The organism is Streptococcus pantholopis, assembly GCF_001642085.1.
GTDB classification, from domain to species: Bacteria; Bacillota; Bacilli; order Lactobacillales; family Streptococcaceae; genus Streptococcus; species Streptococcus pantholopis.
The window spans coordinates 700,609-722,589 of sequence record NZ_CP014699.1; the positions used below are offsets into that span (position 1 = coordinate 700,609).

Consider the following 21,981-nt stretch of genomic DNA (forward strand, 5'->3'; position numbering starts at 1 on the left):
GCAAACCCCTGCCAGAACGACTAGAAAGGTGCGGTCGACTGTTAAGGCGACAAAGCCTTTAGACGGCTACGGCTAGCTAACTTGAAAGCAATTCTAAACTTAGCCATATCTTTTTTGCACACTTAGCCCGTGTTCAATTAACAAGATACAAAGCCCGTTTAGGGCGGTTCAGTTCCGATGAGATACAAAGCCCGTGAAGAGGCAGAAAAATAATTTTATTTTAAACAGAAAGCACGGAGCAATATTTTCTGCCGAGTGAAGTCTGATGGGCGGCTGAGATTTGCTTAATTGCTGCTTTCGTGTTAAGATAGAAATGTTTAAATCATTATGAAGAGGTGGTAAAATTGGCATTTGGTGATAATGGACCACGTAAAAAAACGGCTTTTGAAAAATTAACATTATTTGTTGTCATTTTGATGGTTCTTGTGACTGTCGGCGGTATTTTGATTAGTGCTTTGAGTGTCCTGCTGTAAGCAAAACCGTCAGCGACTGGAGCGATTGCCATTTTAAAATAGACTTGGATGGTTAAATGACAGGCAGAAAGTGGTTTTGAAAGTTCCGGAGGTTCATCCGGTTTCCGACTATTTCTGCTGTGTTTTTTTGTCTTCTAAGAAACAGAAAAAAAGAAGGAATAAAATAGATGAGTATGTTTTTAGATACGGCTGCTGTAAAAGTGAAAGCCGGCCAAGGCGGCGATGGCATGGTGGCTTTCCGCCGTGAAAAATATGTTGCTAACGGCGGTCCTTGGGGAGGAGACGGCGGCCGGGGTGGCAATGTTATTTTTAAAGTGGACGAGGGGCTGCGAACTCTGATGGATTTCCGCTATAATCGCCACTTTAAAGCTAAGCCCGGTGAAAAAGGAATGACCAAGGGAATGCACGGACGAGGAGCCGAGGATTTGATTGTACCTGTCCCGCAGGGAACAACTGTTCGTGATGCAAAAACTGGCAAAGTTCTTGCCGATCTTGTCCGCAGGGATCAGGAATTTACTGTAGCACATGGCGGCCGAGGGGGGCGCGGGAATATACGCTTTGCGACACCTCGCAATCCGGCACCTGAAATCTCAGAAAACGGGGAGCCCGGTGAAGAGCGTGAATTGGAGCTTGAATTAAAGATACTGGCAGATGTGGGCCTGGTTGGTTTCCCCTCAGTCGGGAAATCCACCTTGCTTAGTGTTGTTACAGCCGCCCAGCCTAAAATCGGTGCTTACCATTTTACGACCATTGTTCCTAATCTGGGTATGGTTCGTACAAAATCGGGCGAAAGTTTTGCGATGGCGGATTTGCCGGGACTGATTGAGGGTGCCAGCCAAGGGGTTGGTCTTGGAACACAGTTTTTGCGACATATTGAAAGAACACGGGTGATACTGCATGTGCTTGATATGTCTGCAGGAGAAGGACGTGATCCCTATGAAGATTATTTGGCTATCAATAAGGAGCTGAAATCCTATAATCTTCGTCTTGCAGAGCGTCCGCAGATTATTGTAGCCAATAAAATGGATATGCCTCAGGCAGCTGAACAGCTGGAAATTTTTCGAAAAAAATTAGCTGCTGCATATGATGAATTTGCTGATCAACCTCTGATTTTTCCAATTTCCGGTTTGACACATCAAGGGCTGGAAAATCTGATGGAAGCAACAGCAGAATTGCTGGATAAAACACCTGACTTTCCTCTGTACAGCGACGCTGATATGGCTCAGACCGAAACATATTACGGTTTTTCAGCTGATGATGAACATCCTTTTGATATTTCCCGCACTGACGATGCCGCTTGGGTATTATCAGGTGAGAAATTAGAAAAGCTTTTTGTGATGACCAATATGGAGCGCGACGAAGCTATTATGAAATTTTCCCGCCAGCTGCGTGCCATGGGGGTTGATGAAGCTTTGCGCAGCCGCGGAGCTAAGGACGGTGATACCGTACGTATCGGCAGTTTTGAATTTGAATTTGTTGACTGATATTCAGCCAGCTTAAGGTATTCAGTTTTAGCTATGAACTTAAAATGAAAAGGGGGCTTTATGGGGGATAAACCGATATCATTTAGGGACAAGGACGGAAATTTTGTTTCAGCAGCAGATGTTTGGAATGCAGAGAAATTAGAAGAGCTTTTTAATAAACTCAATCCTAATCGCAAAATTCGCTTGGAAAAAGAGAAGAGAAGAGAAGAAGAAACCGGGAAGCAGCAGGATCCTTGACCCAAGGCAGGCTGGATTTCCGGCTTTTTACTTCTTTATCAATCCTTTTTCAGTCAGCTGGTAGCTTATTTGGGGAACATGGCTGATATAGCTGCGGTCATGAGAAACACTGATGATACAGCCTGGGTAGGTTTTTAGAACTTGCCGGATAGATTTCTGTGAAGTGGGTGAGAAACTGCGGGTGGGTTCATCCAGCAGTAGAATTTTGTACCGGTTGAGCAGCATCTGAGCGAGGAGGAGTTTTGCTTTTTGTCCGCCTGAGAGTTTATTTACAGGCTGATAAATGTCCTCATAATTGAACTGTAAACTGGAAAGGTAGGTCAGTACCTGCTCTTTTTGGTGTCTTCTGCCGCAAAATTCCAGAGCTGTTTCTTGACCATCCCAGATCTCATCATAATTTTGCGGCATGTATCCAATAGACAAAGTGCCCTTTTGCTCTTTAAGCTCTTGGTAAATATGTTTTAACAAGCAGGTTTTGCCGATACCATTGCGCCCGGTAATGACAATTTTATCCTGTCCATATACCGTGAGGTTGATAGGAATGGTTTTTCCTGTTTGAGGCAAGGACAGCAGTTCGTGTTCATAGCAGAGAATTTTCTTTCCAGCCGGCAACGGCTGCAGTTTTTGAAAATCAATATGAATGGTGTCTGTTTGGTAAGGAGCGGGGCCTTTTTGTCTGTTCTCTCGTTCAAAGCGCTTTTGCTGAGCCTTCAGGGCTTTCATTTTTTTGGCTAAGAGCCGGCCTTCAATGTCATTTCGTGTCTGATTGAGAGCATGGTGAACGGCAGACTGAGAGCGCCTGAGTTTAGAAAGCTGCTTGTTTCTTTCCTGTTTTTCTTTTTTGGCCAGCGCGTTTTCTTTAGCAAATTGCCTTTGTCTATCAGTCACATAATCCAGATAGCGGCTTTTTTTCGTATGTACTAGAGCTTGTTTTTTCTTTTTATGGTGTTCTAAATGAATAATTTTATTAGCAGTTTTTGCCAGTAAATGCTCATCATGAGAAATAAAAATAATGGTTTGCTGGCTTTGTTGGATGGTATTTTGCAGCCATTCTAAACTGTCCAAGTCCAGATCATTAGCCGGTTCATCAAGAAGAATCAAATCTGAGGGTGTCGAAAAGAGCTTTATAAGCTGCAGCTTCAGCCTCTCCCCTCCTGAAAGACTGCCGATAGTTTGGGAAGAATCAAAATGTGTACTGTCAAAACCCAGCTCGTTAGCAAGTTGGAAGCAGCGGTTAAAATCAAAAAAACTGTCAGTCTTAGAATTGTAAAGATAGGAAAAGCAATCTTTGTTCTGTTCTGCTGCCGGCATCTGCTGGGGCAAATAGCTAATATTCTGAAATGAATGACTGATTTGGCCATGGACGTCTGCATACTCTTTGATACTTTCAGGATCAAAGAGGTAAGAGAGCAAAGTGGATTTTCCTACCCCTTCCTGACCAATCAGAGCGACCTTATCTCCTTTTTGAATGCTGACAGTCAGATCAGGGACTAGTACAGCGGCTGTACGGCGGTGCTTTATTGTTAAATGGTTAAGTTGCAGCATAGCTATTCTCACTTTCTTTCAAACACTGTCTAGCCTGATGAGCAGCAGCTAATTTTGGCCGTGACAGGTTTTTGCGATAGAAAAACTCTCCTACCTGACAAGTAGAAGAGTAAAGTGAGGCTATAAAAACAAGCCTTTACTATCTAAGTAAAGCTGACTAAAAAAATTAAAGCGCACACTAAAAAACTAAACTTGTTCAGGTAAGCCTAACAAAAGATTAGCTTTTTGCTGTCCATGGCGCTTTATTTCCTCCTTAAGATTCACTACTTTAAGTATAGCAGATGATGAAAGCGGTGTCAATATTTTGCTGCAGGAAAGCAAAAAATCTTTTTCGTCTGGGATAAGGAGCACAGCAGGGCTGAAATATAACTTGCAGCAGTTGTGAAAATTATGCAGCCGTTGGTTTTACAAAAGCTTTCAGCCTGATAGAAAAAGAGATATCAAAATATTATATTAAGCAAAGTCCTATAAGTACAAATAAAAGGCCCCGTCCTTAAAAGTGACGAAGTCCTTTGCATCAATTTTTATTATCAGACATTTAAAACTTTGTTTAGAAAATCTTGCAGGCGAGGGTGTTTAGGCTGGTCAAAGATTTCCTCAGGGCTGCCGTCTTCTAAGAATTCACCGCCGTCGGTAAAAATCACACGGTTAGCCACTTGACGGGCAAAACCCATTTCGTGTGTGACAATCAGCATTGTCATGCCTTGATGGGCTAAATCCTTCATAACATTGAGAACATCACCGACCATTTCGGGGTCTAGAGCAGATGTCGGTTCATCAAAAAGCATGATAGCAGGGTTCATGGCTAAACTGCGGGCAATAGCCACCCGCTGTTTCTGACCTCCTGATAAGCTGTCCGGCTTCGCATCCGCCTTTTCAACTAAGCCGACTTTTTCCAGCAGCTCCATGCCGACCTTTTCCGCCTCTTCCTGAGAGTACTTTCCCAGCTCTACAGGGGCAAAACAAATATTTTCAAGGACGGTCATATGAGGGAAAAGGTTAAAATGCTGGAATACCATCCCAATATTTTCACGTGCTTTGTCAACATCAGTGTTTTTATCCGACAGCTCATAGCCGTCTACAATAACTTTCCCGCTGGTAATACTTTCAAGGAGGTTAAGGGTCCGCAGAAAAGTAGATTTCCCCGAACCAGAGGGACCGATAATGCAGACAACATCACCTTCATAGAACTGCGTTGTAATGCCTTTTAAAACTTCATTATCTCCAAAAGATTTATGGAGGTCCTGAACATCAATTTTTAATTCTGCCATTATTTTAACCTCTTTTCTAAACGTCTGGCTAAGCGTGTTAACAGCGTAATCATTACAAGGTAGATAATTGCCAGGATCGCATACATACGGAAGGATTGATAGTTGCGGGCAATGATGATTTTACCGGTTTGAAAGAGCTCAATCAGGCCAATAGCCGAGACAATCGTCGTATCTTTCAGTGAGATAACAAACTGATTAATGAAGTTGGGCAGCATCAGTTTAACAGCCTGCGGCAGAATAACTTTTCGCATTGTTGTTCCGTAGGAAATCCCCAAACTGCGACTGGCTTCCATCTGTCCTATAGGAACGGCCTCAATACCGCCGCGGACAATTTCTGCAATGTAGGCTCCGCCGTTGAGCGACAGCGCAATAGTTGCTGCCAAAAAGTCATTGATCGGGCTTTGATTGCCTGTAATCGATTCAATTAAATTGGGAATTCCCCAGAAAATAAAGGCTGCTACAATCATCAGAGGGATACCGCGGATAACATCAACAAAAACAGACGCGATGGTTCGCAGAGTTTGGCTAGGCGTAACAGCCATCATCCCAACAATAATGCCGATAATCATTGCACAGGCAAAAGATACTAGAGTTAGCATCAGCGTTGTTCCCAAACCGGATAGGAGCTGGCCGTAGTTATTGGCGATTAAACCAAAAATAGTTGATTCATCTACCGTACTGTCCTCTGCCTTATCATTATTAGTTTCTGATCCCAGATACTTATCAATAATTTCATCATACTGTCCGGACTCTTTAAGAGCTGCTAAACCGTTATTAAACATTTCTATCAGCTCTGGATTGCTGCCTTTTTTTACAGCAAAACCATACTCTCCAGATTTTTCCCCTTTGATTGGAGTATCAAAGTTCCGCCCCTGAGAGATAGCATATTTCAGCACTGCCTCATCATCCATTAAGGCATCGATGGATCCTGAATTTAAACTGTCATACATGGTCGAAGCTTCATCGAAGGCTTTTAAACTGTACCCATATTCTGCCGCATGTTCTTCGAGCCAGCTATAGGAAGCTGTCCCGTTTTTAGCACCGACTGTTAAGCCGGCCAGCTCTTCGTAACTGCTGATGTCACTGCCGGATTTAACAGCTAAAATGATATTTGATGTGTAATATGAATCCGAGAAATCAAAGATTTTCTTGCGGGCATCAGTAATTGACATACCGGCAATAACAGCGTCGGCCTGACTGGACTGAACAGCGTTGAGTGCGGCGTCAAATCCCGGATTGCTGATTTCAATTGTAAAGCCTTGCTGATCAGCGATTGCCTGAATTAGCTCCATGTCGATACCGACATATTGACCGCTGTCGTTCTGAAATTCAAAGGGAGCAAATGAAGAGTCGGCAACAATTTTGTAGCTGCTTTTGACTGGAGTTGCTTTGCTGGACGCATCGCCGGTCGAAGCCAAATTGCTGTTTTCTGTCCCCAGCCATTTAGCCATGATTTCGTCATATGTGCCATCTTCTTTCATGGATGCAAAAGCCTGATTAAATTCGTCAATAAGATACTCATATTTGCTGCCTTTTTTTACAGCAAAAGCAAAACTTCCGACTTCTTCGCCGTCAATATTGATAGCATACTTTTTTCCTTGACTGATAGCATACTGCACAACAGGCTCATCATCCATAGCCGCGTCAATAGAGCCTGAATCAAGACTGTTGTTCATTAGATCGCTGGTATCAAATGTTTTTAAAGTGAAGCCATACTTATCTTTATTTTTTTCTAAAAATGTCTGAGCTGCTGTCCCGTTCTTAACCCCAACCGTTTTTCCTTTGAGCTGACTGTAATTTGAAATATTACTGTCATCACGTGTGTAGAGAACGACTGCCGTATCATAGTAAGTGTCTGAAAAGGTAAAAACCTTCTCCCTCTCCTTAGTAACTGTTGTTCCTGCCATCAAGGCATCAGCTTGTCCAGCCTGAACGGCATTGACTGCAGCATCAAATCCGGGGAAAGTCATATTGATATCCCAATTTTGCCGCTTAGCAACTTCATTGATGATATCAACATCAATCCCTTTATAGGTCTGATCGGAATCTTTAAATTCAAACGGAGCATAAGCAGTATCTGAGACGATAGAAATCGTTTCAGCCTTCACGGGCATAGCACCTGATATAAAGAATAGTGAGAGCAGTGCCAAAAACAGTGCTTTAAAGTAATTCTTCATTTTGGTCTCCTTTATACAGTATGATTAAAATTATAGCAAAATTCAAAGGATTAGGCAAACACCCACTGTAGATTATGTTATATTTTATCACATAATGTAGAGCAGCAGCATCTTAAACTGCTGTCTGAAAGACTTTTTTAGCTCTATCCTTCTATTAATATATAATTAAATTATAGCAAAATACAAAAGATTAGGCAAATTCTTCTTGAAAAGGTGTCATGTTTTCTGACACAAACCTCAATTCGGTCCTTTTCTCCGCATTATGTTAAAATGTAAATAAGTTGAAAGAATTAGGGGGAGCTGCCTTTTCAATGCAGCAGGGAGAGATGCTTAAGTCCATATAGACTGATTAATGGGATTTATTCTTTCCCATTTTTTATGAGTGACATCGAATAGGCCCTAAATGCTGCGGGAAAAGCGTAGTTAGGTTTAGAACTTTGAAAAAGCGAATAAAGTACCACTAGGCGATTAGCGTCCTGCTGAACAGACTTAAGACGACTTTGAAAGTTTAAAATTTTACCCCCTTTCTAGTCGTTCTGGCAGAGGTGCGTCTGCGAAATCGAAGATTTCGGACTTACCGTCAGCCGTAAACGACTGAAAGCTTTGTCGCCTTAACAGCCGACCGCACCCTTCTAGTCGTCCTGGCAGAGGTGCGTCTGCGAAATCAGAGATTTCGGACTTACCGTCAGCCGTAGACGTCTGAAGGCTTTGTCGCCTTGAAAGTCGGCCGCCCCTTTCTAGTCGTCCTGGCAGAGGTGCGTCTGCGAAATCAGAGATTTCGGACTTACCGTCAGCCGTAGACGTCTGAAGGCTTTGTCGCCTTGAAAGTCGGCCGCACCCTTCTAGTCGTCTTGGCAGAGGTGCGTCTGCAAAATCAGAGATTTCGGACTTACCGTCTTTTTGCTTTGCTCTTTTAACAGGTTTTGTATCTTAGTGAGAGGAGAAGTGATGATTGATCGAAAAGAAAACAATCGTTTTAAACTTGTTTCAAAATATGAGCCTTCGGGCGATCAGCCCAAGGCTATTGCAGCTTTAGTCGATAATATTGAAGGTGGTGAGAAAGCCCAGATTTTGCTGGGTGCAACAGGTACTGGAAAAACCTATACTATGAGTCAGGTTATTCAGCAGGTGAATAAGCCGACACTTGTTATTGCTCATAATAAGACCCTTGCTGGGCAACTTTACGGCGAGTTTAAAGAATTTTTTCCGGACAATGCTGTTGAATATTTTGTTTCTTATTATGACTACTATCAGCCGGAAGCTTATGTACCTTCGAGCGATACTTATATTGAGAAAGACAGTGCGATTAATGACGAGATTGACAAACTTCGTCACTCAGCTACATCGGCCTTACTGGAGCGCAATGATGTAATTGTTGTTGCTTCAGTCAGTTGTATCTATGGTCTGGGTTCACCCAAGGAGTATGCCGAAGGAGCAGTCAGTCTCCGGCCGGGGCTGGAAATTTCACGGGATAAACTGCTCAATGATTTAGTTGATATCCAGTTTGAGCGCAATGATATTGATTTTCAGCGCGGTCGTTTTCGCGTTCACGGTGATGTTGTTGAAATTTTTCCTGCTTCCCGTGATGAACATGCGTTTCGCATAGAATTTTTTGGTGATGAAATTGATCGAATTCGAGAAATTGATAGCCTGACCGGCAAAGTTTTGGGAGAAGCTGATCATTTGGTACTTTTTCCGGCTACTCACTTTATCACCAGTGAAGATTATATGGAGCGAGCTATTTACAATATAAAAAAGGAAATGGAAGAGCAGGTTAAACTTTTTGAGAAAGAAGGGAAATTGATTGAAGCGCAGCGTATCCGGCAGCGAACAGAGTATGATGTTGAAATGCTGCAGGAAATGGGCTATACGAACGGCGTTGAAAATTATTCACGCCATATGGATGGTCGAAGCGAAGGAGAACCGCCCTATACCTTGCTTGACTTCTTTCCGGAAGATTTTTTGATTATGGTTGATGAGAGCCATATGACGATGGGCCAAATTAAAGGGATGTATAACGGGGACCGTTCCCGCAAAGAAATGCTGGTTAATTATGGTTTTCGCCTGCCAAGTGCGCTGGACAACCGGCCCCTGCGCCGCGAGGAATTTGAAAGTCATGTCCATCAGATTGTATATGTTTCTGCGACACCGGGCGACTATGAACGGGAGCAAACCGATACAGTCATTGAGCAAATTATTCGGCCGACCGGTCTTCTTGACCCCGAAGTAGAAGTTCGGCCAACTATGGGGCAAATGGATGATCTGCTGGGAGAAATTAATGCCCGTTCTGAAAAAGGAGAACGAACCTTCATTACCACCTTAACAAAGAAAATGGCTGAAGATTTGACAGACTATCTTAAAGAGATGGGGGTAAAGGTCAAATATATGCACTCGGATATCAAAACGCTGGAACGGACCGAGATTATTCGCGACTTACGCCTAGGCGTTTTTGATGTTCTTATTGGTATCAATCTTCTGCGGGAAGGTATTGATGTACCTGAAGTCAGTCTGATAGCTATCTTAGATGCTGATAAAGAAGGCTTTTTACGCAATGAACGGGGGCTGATTCAGACAATCGGCCGGGCAGCCCGTAATTCAGAGGGGCATGTTATTATGTATGCCGATACTATAACGGACTCGATGAGACGGGCAATTGATGAGACGGCCCGCCGCCGTGAAATTCAGATGGCCTACAATAAGAAACATGGTATTGTGCCTCAAACCATTAAGAAAGATATCCGTGATCTGATTGCTATTACTAAGGCCAGCGATGAAGATGGAATTGTTGCTGAGGATCTGGATGTCTCCACAATGACTAAGAAAGAACGCCAAGAAACAATCAAGAAGCTGCAAAAAGAGATGCAGGAAGCAGCCGAACTTCTTGACTTCGAATTAGCTGCTCAGCTTCGGGATATGGTCTTAGAACTCAAAGCGATGGACTAGAAGGTGTCCATTGCTTTTAATGATGTCTTGTATAAGCTAAAACACAGTATTTTTAAAAACAAGAAAAAAGACATGGTGGCTCATGTCTTTTTTCTGTTAATTAGTGGGCAAAGTGATTCTTTTTTCGGTAGTTTTATCAAAAAAATGGCCTTTAGCAATATTGAGAGTTAAGGAAACTTTTTCTCCAGGCTGATGGTCATCATGTGCATCGGATCTAGAAACAAATTCATTGCTTCCAAATTTGGCATAAAGCATCGTTTCAGAACCCAAAAGTTCAGAAACAAGAACTTCAGCTTCGATGTTGGCTTCTGGGTAGGTCTCTCGAACAATTTGCTGGGTAGAGATATCTTCTGGCCGAATACCGAAAATGACAGTTTTACCAAGATATCCCTGTGATGCAAGAATTTTAGCTTGACCTGCCGGCAGACCAAGGCGTAAGCCTTCGTTATTAACCAAGCAATCTTTTTCAACGGTCAGTTCAAAAAAATTCATGGCGGGGCTGCCGATGAAACCGGCAACAAATTTATTTGCTGGTTCGTTGTAAAGTTCTTTAGGGCTGCCAATCTGTTCAATACGTCCAATTGTTCCTGAACCATCAGGACTTTTGCTGGAGCTCATGATAACGATTCTATCAGCCAAGGTCATTGCTTCAGTTTGATCATGGGTGACGTAAATGGTTGTGGCACCAATGCGGCGGTGGATCTTGGCAATTTCAGCACGCATAGAAACTCGAAGTTTAGCATCTAGATTTGATAAGGGCTCATCCATTAGGAATACTTTAGCATCCCGGACAATGGCCCGCCCCATAGCAACCCTCTGTCGCTGTCCTCCGGAAAGATCAGCAGGTTTACGTTCCAAAAATTCTGTCAGCCCAAGGATTTGAGCGGCTTCTTTAACCCGCTTGTCAATATCTGATTTGGCATATTTTCGAAGTTTTAGACCAAAAGCCATGTTATCGTAAACGGACATATGAGGATAGAGGGCATAATTTTGGAAGACCATTGCAATATCACGATCTTTAGGTGATTTATCATTAACAAGCTGATGATCAATCCTTAGCTCACCTTCTGTAATATCTTCAAGGCCAGCTACCATTCGCAGAGTTGTCGATTTACCACATCCAGAAGGACCGACAAAAACAATAAACTCGCGATTCTTTATATTAAGATTAAAATCTTCAACAGCATAATGGTTGCTGTTAGGATACTTTTTATAAATATGATTCAGATTTAATTCAACCATAGTGTTTTTTCCTTACTAATTTCAACTGTTTTTTCTCTCTTCGGAAGTATATTACTTAACAGATCCTCCGGTAATACCTTCAACATAATATTTTTGCATGAACATAAAAAGCAGAGTAATTGGAATAGCAATGAGCACAGAGCCTGCTGTAAAAGATAAGAACCAATTATTAATTGTATCTTGCTGCAGCATAGAGAAGAGGCCGATAGCCACTGTATATTTGCTGGTGACATCGCCAAGAATAACTCTGGCAAAGATGAAATCAATCCAGGGAGCAATAAAGGCCATCAGAGCTGTATAGACAATAATTGGTTTAGCCAAGGGCAAGGTAATTTTAAAGAAAATATCCATGCGCCTTGCTCCATCAATCATAGCCGATTCATCCAAAGAGTAGGGGATGGTATCAAAGAAACCTTTTGCAATATAAAAATTGAGAGCAGCCCCAGCTGAATAAACAAGAATTAAGGCCAAAAGTGTCTGATCCAGATTGAGTGCTTTAAGAATATAGTAAACAGCAATCATGCTCATAAATCCTGGGAACATATTAAGCACTAAAGCTAATTTTAAAAAGCCGTTACGATGCTTGAACTTGATACGGCTAAGTGAATAAGCCATAGCGACAGTGATAAAAGTTGAGATGATACAGCTGGCAGTCGCCACATAAAGAGTGTTTAAAAACCACCTGCCAAAAGGGAAAACATTCTGATTGAAGAGCTTGGTATAGTTTTCGAATGTCCATGTTTTTGGGATAAAATAGTTGACATAAGCCGTGCCTTCACCGCGAAAACTGGATAGCACAACCCAAGCGATTGGAAAAAGCCAGATAATGGAAAGTACAGTCAAAAGCAGATAAACCAGAGCTAGTCTTACATTCTTACGATTTTTCATTACTTGACAACCCCTTCTTTATAAGAATTTGTCCTGGTGTAAGCCAGTAAGCTAAAGACAGCTGAGAGGACAAAGATAATAATACCAATAACGGAAGCCAGATTATAATCTGCAGCAGTCACAGTTAGATTATAAAGCCATGTAACTAAGAGATCTGTACTGCCTGCCTGATAGAAGCTGGAATTGCTTGGACCGCCTCCCGTTAAGAGATAAATCACATTAAAATTATTAATATTGCCGATAAACTGCTGAATCAATGTCGGTGTCATAACCAAGAGAATCTGAGGGAAGGTGATCGATTTAAAAATTTGAAATTTATTGGCTCCATCAATTTCAGCTGCCTCTATTTGTTCCTGCGGCAGATTCATAATAATTCCAGTGGCAACCAGCATAGTAACTGGAATCCCAACCCACATATTGACAAAAATAATCGAAAATTTTGCCCATATTGGATCTGATAAAAAAGGAAGAGGTGAGGCAGCAGAAACGAAACCAAGTTTTTCCAAGAAAGCATTGACCGGTCCTGCATCATTGAGGAGGTTGCGCATAATCAACAAAGAAATAAACTGAGGGACAGCAATAGTAATAACAAAAATAGTCCGCCAAAATTTCTTGAACTTTAAGCCTTTTGTGTTAATCAATAAAGCCAGAATAATACCGAAGAAAAAATTGGTTGCTGTTGCAAATACGGCCCATATCAATGTCCATGATAAGACCGGAAAGAAGGTATTGGCCATACGGCCGTTAAAAACATTGCCAAAATTAACAAATCCGACCCAGTCAAAGAGGCTTTTGGGCGGTAAATGACTGTGATCGTAACTAGTAAAGGCCAAACAGATCATATAAATCAGCGGCAAGACAGTAAAAAGCAGCACACCAAGTAGTGGCAGTGCCATTAAAGTCATATGGAAACGCCCGTTTGTCAAAGTCAGTAAGTCTTCTTTAAAGGTAGGAATTTTCTTGCCTTCTTTATTAAGAACATACAAATGACAGGTGCTTTTAAGGCTGCACCAGTAAATATAAGCAAAAACCAAACAAAAAATAACAGAAGCCAGACCGAAAATAAGCAGCAGCATGGAGTTATCTCCATTAACAGTTACCTGCAGTTTAACTCCGTCAATTGTTTTTGTAACAGTACCTTGTTCTTTAGTTCCAAGTGTAACCAGTCCTTTAAGAGCAGGAATAACCTGACTGATAAAAGCAATGATAAAACAAACTTCAGAGAGGAGAAAGAAAAATCCCTTAACGAATTGCTTATTTTTGATATTAGCCAATCCCATGATAAAAAAAGACAGTCTAATATCCCAGCTTCCTTTCCTAAAGGATTCTTTAACAGGTAAAGTTGCCAAATCCAATGCACTTGTATTCATGAAAACCTCCTTTTAAATAAGATACAAAGCCCGTTAAAAGAGCAAAGCAAAAATAGGAGCCTGACCGCTGAGTCACTAAAGACTCAAGGGAGGGCTATCTTTTTTGCACAGCTCTTAGGGCGTGTTCAATTCCAGCAAGATACAAAGCCCGTTAAAGGAGCAAAGCAAAAATGACGGTAAGCCAGAAATCTTTGATTTCGTAGGCGCACCTCTGCCAAGACGACTAGAAGGGTGCAGGCGGCCGATAGGACGACAAAGCCTTCAGACGGCTACGGCTGGCGGTAAGTCCGAAATCTGTGATTTGGCAGACGCACCTCTGGCAGGACGACTAGAAAGGTGCGGTCGACTGTTAAGGCGACAAAGCTTTCAGACGTCTACAGCTGGCGGTAAATCAAAACTCTTCACTTTCACCTACACACCTCTGTTAAGAGGGATGTTGCGGTGATTTTTTGATTTGAATTGAGTACATGAAGTCTGCATAAAACAGGAAAGAGCGGCAGTCATATTTCACCACAGGACCTTCCTGCAGCGTCATCTTAGCGGCAAAAAAAGAGCCGTAAAACAAGTTTAATTAACAATTGACTTGTTTCCGGCTCCAGGAAAATTAATTATTTAGCATCTGCTAATTCTTCATCAAAATCTTTTAGTTTAGTGAGGTAATCACTTGCTTTGATTTTACCGTTATAAGTATCACTGAGAAGAGCTGCACTTTCTGTCCAAAATGCTGTCATTTGGCTTAATTTAGGAGTTACTACTGTATAATCTTCTGAAGAGGCCATTGTAATAACTGCTTGAGCTAGTTCATTTGACTGAACAGCTTCAGATGCTTGAATTTCTTTGTTAGCCGGGATAATATTGCGTCCTTCATATTCAAACTGATTTTTTTGACTTTCGGCGCTTGTCAGCAAAGAAGCCAGTTTATAAGCAGCTGCGATACGCTTAGTATCAGAACCAGCAGGAGCCTGATTGACTGCAAAAAGTTTGACACCAAGGAAAGCCTTTTGCTGAACAGTCTTACCGCCGATTGACATGGTTGGGTAAACAGCAATACCTAAATTGTCTTTCCCGATAGCTTCTTGAGCAGCAGATAAATCCCATGGGCCTGTCTCGATAGCAGCTACTGTGCCATCGCCGAATTTTGACATGGTATTTTCAGCTGTCAAGTTAACAAAACCATCATTAGATTTTTGATCAGCAATCCACTGCAGAACAGAGACACCTGCTTCGTTTCCCCAATTTGTTCCATCGACATCTTCTCCGTTTTTGCCAAAAAGGGTATCACCTACAGACATAAAAAGAGGAGCAGTAGCATAAGCATTCATTGATTTAAAAGTTGCACCAAATTTAGCTTTTGTGGTAATTGTTTCATAGCTGCTAACATCTTCTGCTGTTAACTGTGACTTATTGTAAAAAAGAACTTGTGATTCGATCCCAAATGGGAAAGCGTAAGTTTTGCCCTTGTATTCAGCGCCAGCAACCGCCTGATCAGTAGCGCTATTTTGAATTTCTTCTTTATATTGATCTGGAATTTCTTGAATAACACCAGATTCAACTAATTGTCCCAGCTGATCATGAGGCAGCGAAAAAACATCAGCAGCCTTTTCAGGATCTTTTTTAACATTTTCCTGAGCTTTTGAATCATTGGACTCAACAATCTTAACTTTATAGCCTGAATTTTCTTTTTCAAACTGTTTGACAATCTCCTGATAGGATTTTTTGGCTCCAGTGGGAACCCACAGCTTAATTGTTGTCTTCTTTGATGCCGCTTCAACCTGTATCTGGTTATTTGCGGTTGCAGCTATTGCAGCAGCTAAGCTTAGACCGGCAATGCCGGCAATGATTTTTTGCCATTTTTTCATAGCAATTTCCTCCAAAACTAAAAAATAAATACAAATATATTATGCAATCGTTTGCAAAAAAAGTCAAGACATTTTCGAAAAAAAATTTTTTAAGCTTAGTAAATGGCCAGAAATCAAAGAAAAAAATAAAACAAACGCTTGCATTTTATCCCTCTCACTGTATAATGTAATATAAAAGCTAAAAAAGGCTGTTCCAGATAAATTTTGCTTTTGCGCCTGGGTTGAAGTAAGCAAGCCCCGTCTTGGCAAAGTGATTATTTTTAATAAATCATTATTTTTATAAGAACAATGGGCTTACAGGCACAAGAGTCAAATCTCAGCCCATTTCAAATTAAAAAAGCAGAGAGTGAGAGATTCCAGCTTTTGAAGTTCTGTTTTATTCTTTTAAGCTTATTGCCTATCTTTACTGAAAATTCCACATAATGTTATGTTTTGACCGAAAGGAGATATGTGTGGTTACGATAAAAGATGTCGCCCATAAGGCAGGCGTTAACCCTTCAACCGTCAGCCGAGTTTTAAAAGATCACCAATCGATTTCTATAAAAACCAAGGAGAAGGTCAGAAAGGCAATGCGTGAATTGGGCTATGTCCCCAATGTTGCGGCGCAGATACTGGCCAGCGGTTTGACTTACAGTATCGGTCTTGTCTTTCCTCCTCTTTTAACTCCGGATCGTCTCAGTGAACCATTTTTTATGCAGATTTTGTCTACAATTACTAACGAAGCTAAAAATAATGATTTTACGGTTTCGATTGCAACAGGAATGACAATGGGGGATTTGGAAAAACAAGTTCAATTGATGTACAAACAAAAACGAGTTGACGGTTTTATTATTCTTTATTCTGAACAAGATGACCCGATCAAACGCTACTTACTGGCCAATCGGATACCTTTTGTCATCGTCGGAGCTCCGGAAGGTTTTGAAAACCAAATAACCTATATAGATAACGATAACCAGCTTATGGCAAGGACAGCGGTAGAATTTCTGTATGATAAAGGACATGGAAAAGTTCTTTTTGTTACAGATGATTTGCAGTCAGAAGTATCATCAGAGCGCTATATTGGATATTTAAAAGGTATTATGAAATTAGGCTTGCCCAGTCAGCCTCCCTTGCTTTTTGACCGAAAAGATCCAGCAACAGTTGAGCATTTGATTGATACCATTCGCAATTTTCAAGCCACTGCTTTGATTGTTATTGGTGATGTTTTAGCTATTCGAATTGTTCAGCTGCTCTCTTATTATGAGCTTAAAGTACCAGATGATCTTTCTGTTATTACATTTAATAATTCTGCTTACGGAAAACTCATTCATCCTTATTTGACAACTTTTGATATCAATATCAGCAGTTTAGGCTCGATTAGCTTTAAACGTCTGTTAGCTATTATCAAAAATCCGAATGTAGAGCTTAGTGAAAAAATTATTGTCCCCTTCACTTTAAAAGAAAGGGAAAGTGTCAGGAATTTACGCAAGACTATATAGTTATGCTGCATTTTATTAACTCATTGAGGCTAAAAACTGTTTTATTCAAACTTATTTTAGTCTTTTTTGTATTGAAATGAAGTGATACACTAATCGAAATAGAGAGTTGATTTTTCAGATAGTGTATATTGTTTGTTCTTTATAAAAAGGGATGAAAGGCTCAAGAATAAGAAAAATCTAAAAAAATGTTGACTTACGCAAACGCTTGCGTTATAATCTTATTGTCCTTAAGCTAGACAGGATAAGAATTAAGTTCAGCAGGAAATGGCGGAATAATTCTGGAGTTTCTCTAATACTAGCCGCTATGCCGAAGTATGCAGAGCAGCTATCTAGGAGTGGGACAGGCCCCTAATTATAGCGTTTGTCGCCCTCCGCAAACATCTAGTAGGCGGTTTAGAGCTTTGAAAAAGCAAATAAAGTGTCACTGGTCGACAAGCGCCTTACTGCACAGGCTTAAGACGATTTTGAAAGCTTAAATTTTTGCTGCACCCTTCTAGTCGTCTTGGCAGGGGGTGCGCAGACGAAATCAGAGATTTCTGGCTTACCGCCTTTTTGCTTTGCCCTTTTAACGGGCTTTGTATCTTTTTGAACTGAACACGCCCTAAACGCTGCGGAAAAAAGATATCCTAACTTAGAATCTGGCGATTCGTCAGTCAGTCCCCTATTTTCCTTTTGCGTTCTTAACGGGCTTTGTATCTTTTTGAACTGAACACGCCCTAAACGCTGCGGGAAAAAGATGTCCTGACTTAGAATCTGGCGATTCGTCAGTCAGTCCCCTATTTTCCTTTTGCGTTCTTAACGGCCTTTGTATCTTGTTAATTGAACACAGCCTAAGCTCTGTGCAAAAAAAGATAGCCCTTCCTCGAGTCTTTAGTGACTCATCGGTCAGGCTCCTATTTTTGCTGTGAGCTTTTCACGGGCTTTGTATCTTGTTAATTGAACACGCCCTAAGAGCTGCGTAAAAAAGATAAAATTTCCTAGAGTCTTAGTGACTCTTCGTCAATTTTCCTATTTTTGTTTTGCTCTTTTAATGGGCTTTGTATCTTTGTTGGAGGAGATGGATAATGGAAAAACGTGCAAGTGGTGTTTTGATGCATATCAGCTCTCTTCCTGGGAAATTCGGAATTGGAACTTTCGGGGAAGAAGCTTATCGTTTTATTGATTTTTTGGAAGAAACAAAGCAGACTTACTGGCAGATTTTGCCTCTGACTACAACCAGCTACGGGGATTCTCCTTACCAGTCTTTTTCGGCTGCTGCCGGTAATACACATTTTATTGATTTTGATTTGCTGGAGGAAGCTGGCTTCTTGGAAAAGGCCGATTATCAGTCTGTTGATTTTGGACAGAATCCGGAAAAAGTTGATTTTGCTCGGATTTTTACAGCGCGGCGTCCAATTTTAGAAAAGGCTGTAGCCGCTTTTTTGGCACAAAAAGATGCCGTCCTCTTGCTGGATATTTTTGAGAAGGAAGCGGGTTGGCTTCAGGATTTTGCTGAATTTATGGCTCTTAAAGAATATTTCGGCAATAAAGCACTGCAGGAATGGGAGGACAAGGCAGCTATCAGGCGTGATGAGGCGGTTTTGGCGAATTACCGTCTGAAATTGAAGGACGCTATCAACTATCACAAAGTAACACAGTATTTTTTCAGTCAGCAGTGGGCGGCCTTAAAAACCTATGCTAATGATAAAGGAATAAAAATTATTGGTGATATGCCTATCTATGTTTCGGCTGACAGTGTTGAAGTGTGGACGATGCCGGAGCTTTTCAAAGTAGACAGCGACAAGCGCCCTCTTTGCGTGGCAGGCTGTCCGGCTGATGAGTTCAGTGCAGACGGGCAGCTTTGGGGCAATCCTATCTACGCCTGGGATAAGCATGAAGAAACGCACTTTACTTGGTGGGTTTACCGTATTAGGGAAGGCCTCAATCTCTACGATTTCCTGCGCATTGACCATTTTAAAGGCTTCTCAGATTATTGGGAAATCCGCGGTGATTATGAAACAGCCAATGATGGAGAGTGGAAACCGGGGCCTGGACGTGCTTTATTTGATGCTGTTAAAGCTAAACTGGGGGATGATCTACCGATTATTGCTGAGAATCTGGGCTATATTGATGAACGTGCCAAGCAACTTTTGGAAGATACGGCCTTTCCGGGAATGAAGATTCTCGAATTTGGTTTGCTTGATACGCGGGGCAAAAGTACCGACATTCCCCATCACTACACAACTAATACAATCGCTTACACTGGTACTCATGACAATGAAGTTATTAATGGCTGGTATGAAAATCTGACATCGGACCAACAGCATTATACTGATGTCTATACACGCCGTCAGCCTGATGAACCGATTACTCAGGCGATGTTAAGATTGCTTTATGGTTCGGTTAGTAGTATAGCTATCAGCTGTATGCAGGATTTGCTGAACAAATCTGCTGACTGTCGGATGAATGTCCCCAATACTCTGGGCAGCAACTGGCAGTGGCGGATGTTAAAAGATGACCTGACTGATGAAAGGAAGGCCTTCTTGACTGAAATTACCAGTATTTACAACCGTAAAAATACTGATTTACATCAACAGAAGGATGGTAATCATGATAACACAATTTAGACAGTATCTGGAAAATCAAGGAAAAAATTTGACGGCTTTGTCCAATGAAGAAATCTATCTCACCCTCATGGACTATATTAAAAAGTTAGCTGCTCAGAAAACCAAAAATACGGCTAAACGAAAAGTTTATTATATTTCAGCAGAATTTTTGATCGGAAAACTCCTGTCCAACAATCTTATTAATTTGGGAATTTACGATGAAATTCAGGAGGAGCTGGCTGCAGCTGGGAAGTCACTGGCTCAGGTCGAAGATGTTGAGCCTGAACCTTCTTTGGGCAATGGCGGGTTAGGACGTCTGGCTTCCTGTTTTATTGATTCCATGGCTACGCTGGGAATTAACGGAGAAGGTGTTGGTCTGAATTACCATTGTGGCTTATTTAAGCAGGTTTTTAGAAACCATCAGCAGGAGGCAGAGGCAAATTACTGGATTGAAGACAATTCTTGGCTTACTCCGACATCTGTCAGCTATGATATCCCTTTTAAGGATTTTACGCTTAAATCCCGTCTCGATCGGATAGATGTCTTGGGTTATCAGCAAGATCACAAGAATTATCTCAATTTATTTGATATTGATGGGTTGGATTACAGCCTAATTAAAGACGGTATTTCTTTTGATAAAACTGAAATCAAAAAAAATCTGACGCTCTTTCTTTATCCGGATGATTCTGATAAAAATGGTGAGCTGCTGCGGATTTATCAGCAGTATTTTATGGTATCCAATGCAGCACAGCTTTTGCTTGATGAGGCGCTGGAGCGCGGATCTAATCTGCATAATCTGCCGGACTATGCTTATGTGCAGATAAATGATACCCACCCTTCGCTGGTGATTCCGGAGCTAATCAGGCTTTTGACAGAAAAACACGGCTTAGATTTTGAAGAAGCCGTTTCAATTGTCAGCAAAATGGTAGGCTACACCAATCATACGATTTTGGCGGAAGCCCTTGAAAAGTGGCCGCTTGACTACCTCAATGATGTTGTTCCGCATTTGGTAACGATTATTGAAAAATTAGACAGTCTGATTCGCAGTCAGTATCCTGATTCGGCCGTTCAGATTATCGACAGCGATAAACGGGTGCACATGGCCCATATGGATATTCACTTTGCAAACAGTGTTAATGGCGTGGCGGCTCTGCATACAGATATTTTAAAAAACAGTGAGCTAAAAGCTTTCTACAATATCTACCCTGAAAAATTCAATAATAAGACAAATGGGATTACTTTTCGGCGCTGGCTGGAATTTGCCAACCAGGATTTGGCAGCCTATATTAAAGACCTGATTGGCAAAGATTATCTTTATGATACAACAAAGCTGGAAGACTTACTGTCTTTTGCTGATGATCGGGCTGTCCACGCTAAGCTATCCGTTATCAAGCACCAAAATAAACGGGCACTTAAACGTTATCTGAAAGATAATCAAAATATTGAACTGGACGAAAATTCCATCATTGACACGCAGATAAAACGTTTCCATGAATATAAGCGGCAGCAGATGAACGCTCTTTATGTTATTCACAAGTATTTGGCTATTAAAAAAGGCCAGATGCCTAAACGAAAAATCACTGTTATATTCGGCGGTAAGGCTGCTCCTGCTTATACGATTGCTCAGGATATTATTCATCTGATTCTGTGTTTATCAGAACTTATTAATAACGATCCTCAGGTCAGTCCTTATCTCAATGTCCATTTAGTTGAAAATTACAATGTCAGTCTAGCTGAAAAACTGATTCCGGCTACAGATATATCTGAACAAATTTCTTTAGCCTCAAAAGAAGCATCGGGTACCGGCAACATGAAATTTATGCTTAACGGAGCACTCACTCTTGGGACGATGGATGGCGCTAATGTAGAAATTGCCGAATTGGCCGGTCGTGAGAATATTTATACGTTCGGCAAAGATGCAGATACGATTATTGATCTCTACGCTCAGTCAGGCTATAATCCGTCAGATTATTACCACAGCAGCGCTGACATTAAAGAAGCTCTTGATTTTGTCATAAGTGATAGGATGTTAGCGATAGGCAGCCAAGAACGTCTTTCGCGGCTTTATCAGGAAATAACCAGTAAAGACTGGTTCATGACCTTAATTGATCTGCAGGATTATATTGCCGTAAAAGAGCAGATGCTGTTAGATTATGAAGACCAAGAAAGCTGGAATAAAAAGGTAATTCATAATATTGCTAAAGCAGGCTTCTTTTCGTCTGATCGGACGATTGCCCAGTACAATGAAGAGATATGGCACAGCTCCTAGTCGGAAAGTCCAACTCATATGGCAAAAACTTATAATAAAACAGACTGCAGCTGCAGTCTGTTTTATTATCGGTCTTTTTGAATTTTTATAATTTCCCCATTTTGAATTTTTATAATTTCCCCATTGACAATTGTATAATTATAAAATATAATGGAAACAT

At 41.2% G+C, this 21,981-nt stretch carries 14 protein-coding genes; 7 read left to right on the top strand and 7 right to left on the bottom strand.

What is annotated here, in order from left to right; all coding sequences use genetic code 11:
* The first annotated feature begins 344 nt into the window (after window positions 1-344).
* From A0O21_RS03335 to A0O21_RS10925, 3 genes are all read left to right on the top strand, one after another.
* Window positions 345-473: a DUF4044 domain-containing protein gene (locus A0O21_RS03335; RefSeq protein WP_067061249.1), complete on the top strand. Its 129-nt coding sequence runs from the start codon at window positions 345-347 to the stop codon at window positions 471-473.
* A 167-nt stretch (window positions 474-640) separates the two neighbouring features.
* Window positions 641-1,957, top strand: a complete 1,317-nt coding sequence (gene obgE, locus A0O21_RS03340; protein WP_067061252.1) for a GTPase ObgE — start codon at window positions 641-643, stop codon at window positions 1,955-1,957.
* 60 nt (window positions 1,958-2,017) lie between these two features.
* On the top strand, window positions 2,018-2,194 hold the full coding sequence (locus A0O21_RS10925) for a hypothetical protein (RefSeq protein ID WP_099092213.1): 177 nt from the start codon (window positions 2,018-2,020) through the stop codon (window positions 2,192-2,194).
* A gap of 27 nt (window positions 2,195-2,221) precedes the next feature.
* On the opposite strand, the gene A0O21_RS03345 is transcribed toward A0O21_RS10925, so the two are convergent.
* The 3 genes from A0O21_RS03345 to A0O21_RS03355 form a co-directional block, all read right to left on the bottom strand.
* Complete coding sequence (locus A0O21_RS03345; RefSeq protein WP_067061256.1) at window positions 2,222-3,739, bottom strand: ATP-binding cassette domain-containing protein; 1,518 nt, start codon at window positions 3,737-3,739, stop codon at window positions 2,222-2,224.
* Window positions 3,740-4,269: 530 nt separating this feature from the next.
* A complete protein-coding gene (locus A0O21_RS03350) occupies window positions 4,270-5,010 on the bottom strand; it encodes an amino acid ABC transporter ATP-binding protein (RefSeq protein WP_067061258.1) in 741 nt (246 codons plus the stop codon).
* Entirely contained in the window at window positions 5,010-7,187 is a 2,178-nt protein-coding gene (locus A0O21_RS03355) for an ABC transporter substrate-binding protein/permease (protein WP_067061262.1), read from the bottom strand. Before A0O21_RS03355 ends, A0O21_RS03350 begins: the two co-directional genes overlap by 1 nt.
* A 948-nt stretch (window positions 7,188-8,135) precedes the next feature.
* Between A0O21_RS03355 and uvrB the strand changes: the two genes are divergently transcribed.
* Window positions 8,136-10,130 (top strand): excinuclease ABC subunit UvrB, encoded by a 1,995-nt coding sequence (gene uvrB, locus A0O21_RS03360; protein WP_067061265.1) that lies wholly within the window; start codon window positions 8,136-8,138, stop codon window positions 10,128-10,130.
* Between the two features lie 96 nt (window positions 10,131-10,226).
* On the opposite strand, the gene A0O21_RS03365 is transcribed toward uvrB, so the two are convergent.
* The 4 genes from A0O21_RS03365 to A0O21_RS03380 all read right to left on the bottom strand — a co-directional run bounded on the left by A0O21_RS03365 (window position 10,227) and on the right by A0O21_RS03380 (window position 15,489).
* Complete coding sequence (locus A0O21_RS03365; RefSeq protein ID WP_067061269.1) at window positions 10,227-11,372, bottom strand: ABC transporter ATP-binding protein; 1,146 nt, start codon at window positions 11,370-11,372, stop codon at window positions 10,227-10,229.
* A gap of 51 nt (window positions 11,373-11,423) precedes the next feature.
* Window positions 11,424-12,260: a sugar ABC transporter permease gene (locus A0O21_RS03370; protein WP_067061272.1), complete on the bottom strand. Its 837-nt coding sequence runs from the start codon at window positions 12,258-12,260 to the stop codon at window positions 11,424-11,426.
* A complete protein-coding gene (locus tag A0O21_RS03375) occupies window positions 12,260-13,630 on the bottom strand; it encodes a carbohydrate ABC transporter permease (protein ID WP_067061275.1) in 1,371 nt (456 codons plus the stop codon). Before A0O21_RS03375 ends, A0O21_RS03370 begins: the two co-directional genes overlap by 1 nt.
* Before the next feature lie 608 nt (window positions 13,631-14,238).
* On the bottom strand, window positions 14,239-15,489 hold the full coding sequence (locus A0O21_RS03380) for an extracellular solute-binding protein (RefSeq protein WP_067061278.1): 1,251 nt from the start codon (window positions 15,487-15,489) through the stop codon (window positions 14,239-14,241).
* Between the two features lie 452 nt (window positions 15,490-15,941).
* On the opposite strand from A0O21_RS03380, the gene A0O21_RS03385 reads away from it, so the two are divergent.
* From A0O21_RS03385 to glgP, 3 genes are all read left to right on the top strand, one after another.
* Window positions 15,942-16,967: a LacI family DNA-binding transcriptional regulator gene (locus A0O21_RS03385; protein ID WP_067061280.1), complete on the top strand. Its 1,026-nt coding sequence runs from the start codon at window positions 15,942-15,944 to the stop codon at window positions 16,965-16,967.
* Window positions 16,968-18,031: 1,064 nt separating this feature from the next.
* Window positions 18,032-19,573 carry a 4-alpha-glucanotransferase gene (gene malQ, locus A0O21_RS03390; protein WP_067061283.1) on the top strand — a complete coding sequence of 514 codons (1,542 nt, stop codon included), beginning with the start codon at window positions 18,032-18,034 and terminating at the stop codon, window positions 19,571-19,573.
* A complete protein-coding gene (gene glgP, locus A0O21_RS03395) occupies window positions 19,560-21,821 on the top strand; it encodes a glycogen/starch/alpha-glucan family phosphorylase (protein WP_067065088.1) in 2,262 nt (753 codons plus the stop codon). The genes malQ and glgP overlap by 14 nt, the downstream gene beginning before the upstream one ends.
* The last annotated feature ends 160 nt before the right edge of the window (window positions 21,822-21,981 follow it).

What these genes read in the sequence shown, in the direction of transcription:
- obgE (WP_067061252.1), top strand. Translation starts at nt 641, where the DNA reads ATGAGTATGTTTTTAGATACGGCTGCTGTAAAAGTGAAAGCCGGCCAA.
- A0O21_RS10925 (WP_099092213.1), top strand. Translation starts at nt 2,018, where the DNA reads ATGGGGGATAAACCGATATCATTTAGGGACAAGGACGGAAATTTTGTT.
- A0O21_RS03345 (WP_067061256.1), bottom strand. Translation starts at nt 3,739, where the DNA reads ATGCTGCAACTTAACCATTTAACAATAAAGCACCGCCGTACAGCCGCT.
- A0O21_RS03350 (WP_067061258.1), bottom strand. Translation starts at nt 5,010, where the DNA reads ATGGCAGAATTAAAAATTGATGTTCAGGACCTCCATAAATCTTTTGGA.
- A0O21_RS03355 (WP_067061262.1), bottom strand. Translation starts at nt 7,187, where the DNA reads ATGAAGAATTACTTTAAAGCACTGTTTTTGGCACTGCTCTCACTATTC.
- uvrB (WP_067061265.1), top strand. Translation starts at nt 8,136, where the DNA reads ATGATTGATCGAAAAGAAAACAATCGTTTTAAACTTGTTTCAAAATAT.
- A0O21_RS03365 (WP_067061269.1), bottom strand. Translation starts at nt 11,372, where the DNA reads ATGGTTGAATTAAATCTGAATCATATTTATAAAAAGTATCCTAACAGC.
- A0O21_RS03370 (WP_067061272.1), bottom strand. Translation starts at nt 12,260, where the DNA reads ATGAAAAATCGTAAGAATGTAAGACTAGCTCTGGTTTATCTGCTTTTG.
- A0O21_RS03375 (WP_067061275.1), bottom strand. Translation starts at nt 13,630, where the DNA reads ATGAATACAAGTGCATTGGATTTGGCAACTTTACCTGTTAAAGAATCC.
- A0O21_RS03380 (WP_067061278.1), bottom strand. Translation starts at nt 15,489, where the DNA reads ATGAAAAAATGGCAAAAAATCATTGCCGGCATTGCCGGTCTAAGCTTA.
- malQ (WP_067061283.1), top strand. Translation starts at nt 18,032, where the DNA reads ATGGAAAAACGTGCAAGTGGTGTTTTGATGCATATCAGCTCTCTTCCT.